Here is a 10,292-nt window from a genome sequence, read left to right on the forward strand (position 1 = left end):
CGTCAGCATCGGGAGGACCTTCTTGTCATACTCCTCCTTGCCTCTCGGCTGTTGGGCAGAGGCGACAACGGCACAGCTTCCTGAGAGCAGGATCACGAGACCGGCACGGGAAAAACGGGGATGGCGACGGAAAACTTTCATTATGAGGGCGAAACTACGTGGCTGCCGCCGCTGGAAGTGTGCCTCCTGCAAGCAGCAGGAAGCATACCGTCAGCCGCCTGCAGGTGCGGGCGCGCCCCACCTGATAGCATACCACGTCGCGACTGTGGTCACGACTACAATTGTACGTCTCAATCCTGCGCCAGCTTTCGCGATTTTGCCCTCAGCGCGAAGACCTTTGTCACGCCTTGGTCACCTGCACCTCGGCCTCCCGCGTCTTGCGCCACTCCCGGTACTTGTCCAGTTCCGTCTCGATGAGCTTCAGGCAGAAAGCCAGCACCGTGGCGTCATCCAGATACCCCAGCCCGGGAATCAGATCCGGGATCATATCCACCGGAGTGAGCACGTAGAAGAGCGCCAACGCCGCCGCGCCAATGGCCCAATAGGGAATTTCGCGGTAGCGACCAGAGAAATAGTCCCCCACCATTTGTAGCATCAGTCGCCCATGCTCCAGCAGCGCATGAAGGGCTTTCTTGCCGGCCATTTTCTTTTCGATCTCATCCTCGCTGCGCACCACTTTCTCAATGGTGGCATCGTGACGGGTGTCGCGACCAGAAGGGAAAGGAGGCGGAGTCTCAGGCATGGCAGGATGAGCGTGCGTGGAGTTGTCGCTCCCCCATGATACGACGTTCCCAATCCGATTCGCCAGGAAGTTTGGTTTTTCCCGTACAGCGTGCCGTTTTCAGCCATACTGCGGCTCTTCATGCCTGCCGCCCCCAGCCCTTTCCGAATCAACCGCATCGATTTGCGTGTGCTGCCCATGCGCACCCGGTTCCCCTTCCGGTATGGGATCGCTTCCTTGATTGCCCTGCCCCACCTCTTCGTGACGGTCGAGTTGGAGGTCAACGGTCAGACGATCGTCGGCAGAACCAGCGAAGGCCTGCCGCCGAAGTGGTTCACCAAGGACCCCACCACTCCCAATGAACTGGACGTCGCCAGCATGCTGGCCGTCATCCAGAACGCCGTTCGTCTGGCATCTCTCCATGGCAGGGAGCTTGTCACTTGGTACCCCTTGGTCCGGCAACTCGCCGCGGAGCAGAAACTCTGGGCCTCCCGCCACGAACATCCCCCGCTGCTTTGGAATCTGGGCGTCAGCCTGGTAGAGCGGGCTCTGCTGGACGCCCTCTGCCGGGCCTGGCAGCTGCCGTTGCACGAGGTGCTCCGCACGCCTGCGCTAGGCATCCGCTGGAGTGAGTTGCACCCTTCCCTTTCCGATGTGGAAGTGCCGGGATTCCTGGCCAATCCCCCGCCCCGTCAGATCGCCCTGCGCCACACCATCGGCCTCGCAGATCCTCTCACCGCAGGGGACGTCCCGTCCAGTGAAGCGGTGCACGATGGCCTGCCCCACACCTTGGACGACTGCATCCGCGCCTATGGATTGCGCTATTTCAAAATCAAGCTGAGCGGCAATCTGGAGACTGATCGCCACCGACTCACTGCGGTAGCCTCAGTCATCCGCCAACACGCTTCGCCAGACTTTGCCGTCACCCTGGACGGCAACGAGAACTTCCGGGATCTGGCCGCATTTCGCGAGTGGTTCGAGGCACTAAACAACGACCCCGAACTGAAGGGCTTCATGTCACACGTGTTGTGGATCGAGCAGCCTCTCCATCGCGATTCCGCCCTGAATCCGGATCTGGCCAGTGCCTTCCGCGATTGGCCTGAGGCCCCCCGTCTCATCATCGACGAAAGCGATGGCGAATCCGGCGCTCTCAACACTGCCCTGGAGCTTGGCTACTCCGGCGGCAGCCACAAGAACTGCAAAGGCATCCTCAAAGGCTTGGCCAACGCCGCCGCCATCCATGCGTCTCGATTGGCCCATCCTGACCGCGAGCTCATCCTCTCGGGTGAAGATCTCGCCAACGTTGGCCCGATCCCCCTCACCCAGGACCTCGCCATGCAGGCCCTGCTGGGCATCACCCATGTGGAGCGCAACGGGCACCACTACTTCCGCGGCCTCTCCATGTACCCGGATGAGATGGGTATCAGCGCCGCCACCCTCGCCGCCCACCCGGACCTCTACCACCAGCTCCCTGACGGTCTGGTGACCCTCCAGGTTAACGATGGCTTCATCTCGATTGACTCCGTGAACCAAGCCCCCTTTGGCACGCCCGTGACACCGCTGGTGGATCAACTGCCGACAGTGAAGGAGTGGATCCTACAGGGCGGCCTAACGGCTTTGGAGTCATAGCGTCTGACGGACCAGCATACACCCACCTCTCAACCAGCCGCCGCCCCAGCGCCCCCCTCAACCAGCGAAGCGCCTCAACCAGGCGAAGCCGTCTCAACCAGCAGCCGCCCCGGCGGCAGCGTCTCAACCAGCGAAGCGTCTCAACTCATTTCAGTTTCCCCAGCCGTTCCTTGCTCCAGGAGATGCCTGCTTCAATGGTCTCGTCCGTACCGTGACGAGTTTGCACGGCGGCCCACTGCTCGGAGGCCTTGGTGAAGGAGGCCTTGGCGAGCTTTGAATCCTTGGCCACTTCACCGCTGTGTCCAAGGATGCCGTACAGTTGAGCCAGCAGCACCCCACAGCTCTTGCGATCCATCTCGTCGAAATGCGGGCCGCCATCTTTGAGCAGCCCCTCCAGACGATCGATTGCCTGATTTGCCACGGGAATGGCTTCCTTGGGCTTGCCCAGATCACAGATGAGCTGTGCGCTCATCCCTTGCTGCCGGGCCAACTCGGAGAGGAAGCGGGTGTTGTCCGGATTGTCCTTGCTGAGATCCTCCATGGTCTTCACCGCCATGTCTTGTTTGCGACGCGCCTCAGCCGCATTGCCCATGTCACGCTCCAGGGCGGCCAGATCGCCATAGTTCCGCGCGAGCAGGAAGCGGGCGTCCGCCCACTGGGGATGCACCCGAACCAGCTCGATCAAGATGGATTGCGCCTCAGACTGCGCATCCTTCGCATCCGTATTACCCAGCTTTCCGGCCACTATTTCCCCGAACTCAATGTAAGCCTCCGCCAGGGTCAGCGCCTGCTCCTGGTTGTTGGGCTTGGAGCGCTCCACCAGCTTCACCATCACCTCCATGGAGTCAAAGAGGGACCGCATCGCGTCATCAAGCTTGCCTTCGTCCCGCTGGGAAAGCGCCCGCTCGATCTGACTGCGAGAAAGCAGGAACTGTTCCTCGGCCGAGAGCTCCTCGCCCACCAGCTTCGGGTTCAGCAAAGTCGGCACTTTACCCAATGCGTGCACCGACACTGCGCCCTCGCCGTCGCGGCGCGCCCGTTTGCCCAGTTCGTACCAAGCTGAGGCGCACTCAAAGCGCGTGTTGCGATCCGTCGGATTAGCCTCCACTGCCGGAGTGAGGAAAGTGACCGCCTGCTGGTACAACACCAGAGCATCACTGCGATGCCCTGCCTCTGCCTTCAGAAGACCGAGCCAGCGGCAGGTGCGCCCCAGCATGGTCTCCAGCCGCACCTTGTCCTTGTGATCCGGCTCGGCTTTCAACACGTTGGCAATCGCCAGCTGCGCCTCCTCCATCCAGTGAGCAGCCTCGGGACGCTGGTTCTTCCGCAGCAGGAGCTGCGCTGTGTTGAAGTAGTTGCGGGCGCGCTCCGGCAGCCGCTCAGGATCCTCCTTCAGGCGTTCGCGCTCCTGTTCATAGAAGGTCAGTGCTTCGTTGACCTGTTTCGAGGAAATCTCCGTCTGCATTCCGAGGCCAGTGGGCGTCTGGAGCAGCAGCGTGAGGAACTGGTCCACCGCCGCGTGAGACATGTCCAGGGAGGCCTCAGACCTGATCTTCGCCGCCTTCGCCGCTGCCACTTCACGGGCCAGATTACCCACCTGTGACTGCAGGTCCGCGACCGCCACCTCATGCTGGGAATCCTTCTGCACATTCGCCGTTTCGGCCTTCTTCGCCCGGCGCGTCGCCGCGAAACCGTAGATGGTGCCGTACACCGCTGCCACCAGGAACGCGGCCGCGAGCACGATGGCCGTGGAACGGAGCAGCACCAGCCGCCGGATCTGACGACGGCGCTCCACATCGATCTTCCCCCGGGCGTCTTCCAAGAGGTAGTCCGCTTCCAGTCTCTCGAACTCCCGCATCACTTCACGCAGATCCGGCCAGCGGTGGCGCGGATCCATCGCCAAACAACGCTCGATCACCTGGCGGCGTCGTTCATCCCACTTGGAACGCGTCTTCGTAGGCCAGCCGACCTCAGGTTGTCCGCGCACAGCCGTCATGATCGCGGCATTGTCGAACGTGGGAGGCATGCCGCCGCGGTCGCCCGTCTGGCGTTTCCGCTGGCGCTCATACTCCTCTTCCGCACGTGGGAAGCGACCGGTCAGCAGCCGGTAGGCCACCACCCCAAAGGCGTACACATCCCAAGCCGTGCCCTGGGTGGCCAGCGCATCGGGATGCTCCGCCTGCTCAGGCGGCACATACATGAAGTGATCCGTGGCTTCAAAATGATGCACCCCACCGATCCACCCCTGCACGATGTCGGTGATCTTGGTGGCGCTGGCCGGGTCATCCTCCAGCAGCACATTGCGAGGCTTCAGGTTGCAATGCACCAGATTGTGCTTGTGCAGCCACGCCATGGAGTCGCACACCTCATAGATGTAGCGCCAGGCCTCGTCCGGACCCACGTTGCCGCAGCAGCTTTCCAGCGTCGGCGTCTCCCATGTCCGGCGGCCTTTTCCATCCTCAGTGGTAAAGCCCACTAGCGGCGTGGCCACGAAATAGGGGCTGCTGTCAAAATCAAAGGCGGTGACCGGCAGCAATCCCGGATGCTCCGGCATCTGCTGGAGCCCCCGCATGGCGATACCCAGCAGCTTGCGATTGATCGCCATGCTGCTGAAGACCTTCACCGCGGCGGTCGTCCGGTTGTCAGCTGTGACTGCACGGTAGACCGCTCCGCAGCTCCCCTTCCCAATCAAATCCTGCAACTCAAGACCTGCAATCTGCGGCAAACTCATGGCAGCTTTCCTCTGATAATTTTTTCTGAGGATGGGGCAATCGCTCCTCAAAAGCAAGAATGTACCTCATTTCCGGGACACAGCTTGCCCCCTTGATCGCAAGGGGGCGCCGATGCCAGTGTCCCGGCTGGGTAAACCTCTGTGACTAGGCCCGTTGCAACACCACAGTCGCCAGCGGCGGCACCGTCACCTCCACGGACCAGGGCTGCCCCTGCCAGGGAGTTGGCTGAGCCTGCATCCCGGCACTGTTCCCCACGCCAGAGCCGCCGTAGTTGGCGGCATCCGAGTTGAGCAGTTCCCGGTAGTAGCCACCTTCTTCCACCCCCATGCGGTACCCGGGTCGGGGCACCGGAGTCGCGTTCACCACCACATAGCAGGTGCGCCCTTCCGGGTCCTTGCGGCCAAAGGCAAAGAGACTGTTCTCGTAGTCATTGGGCTCCAACCACCAGAAGCCACCCGCTTCATGGTCGCGGCTGTGCAGGGACTTCTCATTCGTGTACAGGTGGTTCAGGTCACGCACCATGGACTGCAGGCCACGGTGTTCCTCACCGTAAAGCACTTCCCAGTCCAGAGACTGCTGATAGTTCCACTCCCGCCACTGGCCGATCTCGCAGCCCATGAAGAGGAGCTTTTTCCCGGGATGCATCCACATCCAGGCATAGAACATCCGCAGGTTGGCGAACTTCTGCCAACGGTCGCCGGGCATCTTGTCCAGCATGGACTTCTTTCCATGCACCACCTCGTCATGACTCAGCACGAGGATGAAATTCTCATCATAGGCATAGAGCATGGAGAAGGTGGCCTCCCCATGGTGGTGCTTGCGGTGCACCGGCTCTTTCTCCATGTAGCGCAGGGTGTCATTCATCCAGCCCATGTTCCACTTGAAGCCAAAGCCCAGTCCCCCTGTGCTGACAGGGCGGGAAACGCCCCCCCAGGCAGTGCTCTCCTCCGCGATCATGGCGATGCCGGGGAAGCGGGAGTAACACTGATAGTTCAGCTCCCGCATGAACTCGATGGCCTCCAGGTTCTCCCGGCCACCGTAGCGGTTCGGCACCCACTGCCCCGCCTCGCGGGAGTAGTCCAGATAGATCATCGAGGCCACCGCATCCACGCGAATGCCATCAATGTGGTACATCTCCAGCCAGAAGAGGGCGTTGGCGATGAGGAAATTCTTCACCTCGTTTCTGCCGAAGTTGAAGATCAGCGTGCCCCAGTCCATGTGCTCACCCTGGCGGGGATCAGCATGTTCATAGAGAGCGGTCCCGTCGAAGCGGGCCAGACCGTGGGCATCCTTGGGGAAGTGCGCTGGCACCCAGTCCACGATCACGCCCAGACCGGCCTGGTGACAACGATCCACAAACTCACGGAACTCATCAGGATTCCCGTGGCGGCTCGTGGGGGCGAAGTAGCCTCCCACCTGGTAGCCCCAAGAGCCATCAAAGGGGAACTCGCTCACGGGCATGAGCTCGATGTGGGTGAAACCCAGATCCTTCACATACGGGATCAGTTCATCCGCTAGCTCACGATAGGTCAGCATGCGCCCGCCCTCCCGTCTGCGCCAGGAGCCGAGGTGCACCTCGTAAATGCTCATGGCCGAGCGGTAGAGGCTGCGGTCTTTGCGCTGGCTCATCCAGGTGTCATCACTCCACCGGTAGTGGTGAAAGTCCCATGTCAGCGACGCCGTCTGGGGCCCGTGTTGGGAGAAGAAGGCAAAGGGATCGCTCTTGTTGAAGAGCGCCCCGTTCTCCCCTATGAGCTCAAACTTGTAGTGCACCAGGCTGGCCAGTCCGGGAATGAACAGCTCCCAAATCCCTGACTCCACCCGGCAGCGCATCGGGTTCACCCGACCGTCCCAACCGTTGAAGTCCCCCACGACGCTGACGCGTTTTGCATTCGGTGCCCACACGGCAAAGAGGACCCCGTCCACCCCGTTGAACGTCCGGAGGTGAGCCCCCAGCACTTCATAGAGGTGCCAGTGTTTGCCCTCGCGGAAGTAATGGATGTCCTGTTCCCCCAGACAGAGGCCAAAAGCATAGGGATCGGCATGGCGGTGCACCTTCCCGTCCTGGGTCTGCCAGGCGAGCTCATAGGGCTGGCCCCAGCACTTGGAAGGCAGCGCCACTTCAAACAACCCGTTCGGGTGAAGCAGATTCCCAACAAATGTTTCTCCGGTGGCTTTGAGCACTACGCTCAGACTATGGGCCTGTGGTTGGAGAGAGCGGACCGTGACTTTTCCGTCAGGAGAGACGTGGGGCCCCAGGTAACTGAAGGGGTCGTTGTGAGAGGCGTCTAGAATTTTCCGGGCTTGCTCGTCGAGTGGGTACGTCAGGGCCATGTTTTACTACTTAGCGTTCCTTGATCAGAGGCTCAAGGTATTCCTTGAAGATGTGCTTCCACCCGAATCGCCGCATGACGGTCTTCCTGACCGTACTACATTGATCGGACCCCATACTTTCAAGCACCAACCGCGCCACTTCCTCCGGCGGTGACGCCAGATCAAAAAACACCGCAAAATCCCCCGCCACTTCCCGGTGCGGAGGGATGTCTGAACAAAACACCGGCAAACGGTGCAGAGCCGCCTCCACCAAAGGAAGCCCAAAGCCCTCACTGCGACTCGGGAAAATCAGCGCATCGGCGATCCGGTAGAGGCTGGCCACATCGGCATTCATCACCGGAAAATCGCGGGAGACAAAGTGCACCCGGTCCTCCAGCCCATTCAGAAGGATCGATTCGCGAATGCGTTCTGCATAAGCAGCCGATTCCTTCCGGTGAGGATCCGGCGCTCCCGTCACGACATACACCACATCAGTCCCGGCATCCCGCAGTGCCGCCGTGATGGCCAGCCCCATCTCAAGATTCTTCCGCGCCAGGACCCGGGTGGGGTGCACGAGCACCAGTTCCCGGTCCAGCAGATCACTCTGCCAGACAAACTCCGCCACGCCTGGCGTCAGCCCCAGAGCATCTGCCACATCCACCCCATTGGGGATGAGGCGACATTCCGACACCGGCACTCCGAGACGCTCAGAAAAATGCTGCCGGCGCACTTCGGACACCGCCACATGGACCACTCGTGCATCCAGCGCGGTAAAGGCCTCTCGCGAAACATCCACATCATGGACCCAGTTCACAAAGCGGGCCCCTGTCAGCTCACGACTCAAGCGGGCCAATGCTGAAGAGGCCGTCCAGTTGAACGGCATCGTGAGCATGTTGTGCACGAGCACGACGTCCGCCCCCGTCAGAGCCCCGGCCAGGTCTCTGTAGAGCTGATCCCCCTCAGCCTCGTCCAGGGCGACATTCGCCTTGAGGCCGGGCAGGATCCGCATCTCCGCGACGGGAACCTTCGCTCCTTCATTGCCACAGACGACCAACACCTCATGCCCGTAGTCGCCCAGCACTTTTGCCTGCTGCTCGATCACCCTTTCCACCCCGCCAACGATCGGCGGAGCTGCATAATGGACGAGGGCGATGCGCATGGTGGGGAAGAGAAGCTCAGTATGGGGTCCGCGACAGTTCTCCAAGCCATAAGGCGAATCCTGCAGCGAGGCAAGACTGCAAGCCAGCGCCCACCCGCCGCACTCTCATCCGGAGAGTGCGGTCTTCAATCAATCAGACACCCGGTTCTTGCCGCGCATCAATTCGCCACGACGTTCACCAGTTTCCCGGGAACTACGATGACTTTCCGCACGGTCAAACCCGCCGTAAACTCAGCCACCTTCGGGCTCGCCATCGCTTGGGCTTCCAGGGCTTCCTTGCTGATCTCACGCGCCACCGTCAGGCGATCACGCAGTTTGCCATTCACCTGGATGATGACTTCCACCTCGTCTTCCACCAGCGCGGCGGGATCAAAGGTCGGCCACGTCTGCTCAGACAGCAAACCGCTCTTCTTCGCAGAAGGGAACGCGGTTGCCAGACGGGACTGCAACTCTTCCGTCAGGTGCGGAGCAAAGGGATTCAGCACCTGCAACAGCGTCGCCACCCCGGCCACCGGCCGGACTTCTGCCGCCGTGAAGGCATTGGTCAGCACCATCATCTGACTGATCGCGGTGTTGAAGCCCAGACGCTCGATATCCTCGCCCACCTTCTTGATGGTCTCGTGGATCACCTTGTTGAGCTTCTTGTCCACCGGCACATCCTGGAGCTGAGGAGACAGCGTCCACTCCCCTTCCTGGTTGCTTTCCAGCACCAGGCGCCACACGCGGGCCAGGAAGCGGTACACGCCTTCCACGCCTTTCATGCTCCAGGGTTTCACCTGCTCCAGCGGACCCATGAACATCTCGTACAGGCGCAGAGAGTCTGCCCCGTACTCGACGATCACATCATCCGGGTTCACCACGTTGCCGCGGCTCTTGGACATCTTCTGGCTGTCTTCACCCAGGATGAGCCCCTGGTTCACCAGCTTCTGGAAGGGTTCAGGAGTCACCACATGCCCCAGGTCAAAGAGCACCTTGTGCCAGAAGCGGGCGTACAGCAGGTGCAACACCGCATGCTCGGTGCCCCCCACGTACAGATCCACGCCACCGGGCTTGCCGGAGGATCCCATCCAGTAGGCGTCAGCCTCTTTGGAAATAAAGCGCTCGCTGTTGCCCGGATCGCAGTAGCGCAGGTAGTACCAGCAGGAGCCCGCCCACTGGGGCATCGTGTTCAGCTCCCGGTTGGCCGTCTCACTGTAGCGCACCCAGTCCACCGCCTTGCTCAGCGGAGGCTCGGGCGTGCCGGTCGGCTTGAAGTCAGCCAGATCGGGTGGCAGCACGGGCAGCTCACCTTCCGGCACCACCCGGTGGCGTCCGTCCTCCCAGATGACCGGGAAGGGTTCACCCCAATAACGCTGGCGGCTGAAGAGCCAGTCACGCAGCTTGAAGTTCACCTTGGCCTTGCCCAGCTGTTTTTCCTCCAACCACGCTGAGATCTTCTGCTTCGCCTCGGGCGTGGTCAGCCCGTCCAGGAAGCCGGAGTTCACCGCCACCCCGTCATCGGTGTAGCCGCGCCACTCCGTGCCCAGCGGCGGAGCCACCACCTGCACCACGGGCAGGCTGAACTTGGTCGCAAATTCAAAGTCGCGCTCATCATGCGCAGGCACCGCCATGATGGCCCCCGTGCCGTAGCTCATGAGCACGTAGTCAGCGATCCAGACCGGGATCTGCGCTCCGTTCACCGGATTCACTGCAAAGGCACCGGTGCTCACACCCGTCTTGTCCTTCGCCAGTTCCGTGC

Annotated in this window: 6 protein-coding genes; 1 reads left to right on the forward strand and 5 read right to left on the reverse strand. The window is 61.4% G+C overall.

The genetic code is table 11. The annotated features are described in order from the left end of the window. Positions 1–340: 340 nt before the first annotated feature. Positions 341–742, reverse strand: a complete 402-nt coding sequence (locus tag BV106_RS27145) for a YkvA family protein (protein ID WP_051946390.1) — start codon at positions 740–742, stop codon at positions 341–343. A 120-nt stretch (positions 743–862) separates the two neighbouring features. On the opposite strand from BV106_RS27145, the gene BV106_RS27150 reads away from it, so the two are divergent. Next, the gene (locus BV106_RS27150) at positions 863–2,350 is read left to right on the forward strand and encodes a hypothetical protein (protein ID WP_051946391.1); all 1,488 of its coding nucleotides are present in this window, start codon (positions 863–865) and stop codon (positions 2,348–2,350) included. 145 nt (positions 2,351–2,495) lie between these two features. Here BV106_RS27150 and BV106_RS27155 read toward each other — a convergent pair whose 3' ends face one another. From BV106_RS27155 to leuS, 4 genes are all read right to left on the reverse strand, one after another. Next, a complete protein-coding gene (locus BV106_RS27155; RefSeq protein WP_038170026.1) occupies positions 2,496–5,081 on the reverse strand; it encodes a protein kinase in 2,586 nt (861 codons plus the stop codon). Positions 5,082–5,226: 145 nt separating this feature from the next. Continuing rightward, positions 5,227–7,416: a 1,4-alpha-glucan branching protein GlgB gene (gene glgB, locus BV106_RS27160; RefSeq protein WP_051946392.1), complete on the reverse strand. Its 2,190-nt coding sequence runs from the start codon at positions 7,414–7,416 to the stop codon at positions 5,227–5,229. 10 nt (positions 7,417–7,426) lie between these two features. After that, the gene (locus BV106_RS27165) at positions 7,427–8,554 is read right to left on the reverse strand and encodes a glycosyltransferase family 4 protein (protein ID WP_038170028.1); all 1,128 of its coding nucleotides are present in this window, start codon (positions 8,552–8,554) and stop codon (positions 7,427–7,429) included. A gap of 158 nt (positions 8,555–8,712) precedes the next feature. After that, positions 8,713–10,292 (reverse strand): leucine--tRNA ligase (leuS, locus tag BV106_RS27170; RefSeq protein ID WP_038170029.1); only part of this gene is annotated, 1,580 nt, incomplete at its 5' end.

Origin of the sequence: Verrucomicrobium sp. BvORR106 (assembly GCF_000739655.1) — a bacterium.
GTDB lineage: Bacteria > Verrucomicrobiota > Verrucomicrobiia > Verrucomicrobiales > Verrucomicrobiaceae > Verrucomicrobium.

Excerpts from the sequence above, each read along its gene's own strand:
- glgB (WP_051946392.1), bottom strand. The coding sequence starts at position 7,416 with ATGGCCCTGACGTACCCACTCGACGAGCAAGCCCGGAAAATTCTAGAC.
- BV106_RS27150 (WP_051946391.1), top strand. The coding sequence starts at position 863 with ATGCCTGCCGCCCCCAGCCCTTTCCGAATCAACCGCATCGATTTGCGT.
- BV106_RS27145 (WP_051946390.1), bottom strand. The coding sequence starts at position 742 with ATGCCTGAGACTCCGCCTCCTTTCCCTTCTGGTCGCGACACCCGTCAC.
- BV106_RS27165 (WP_038170028.1), bottom strand. The coding sequence starts at position 8,554 with ATGCGCATCGCCCTCGTCCATTATGCAGCTCCGCCGATCGTTGGCGGG.
- BV106_RS27155 (WP_038170026.1), bottom strand. The coding sequence starts at position 5,081 with ATGAGTTTGCCGCAGATTGCAGGTCTTGAGTTGCAGGATTTGATTGGG.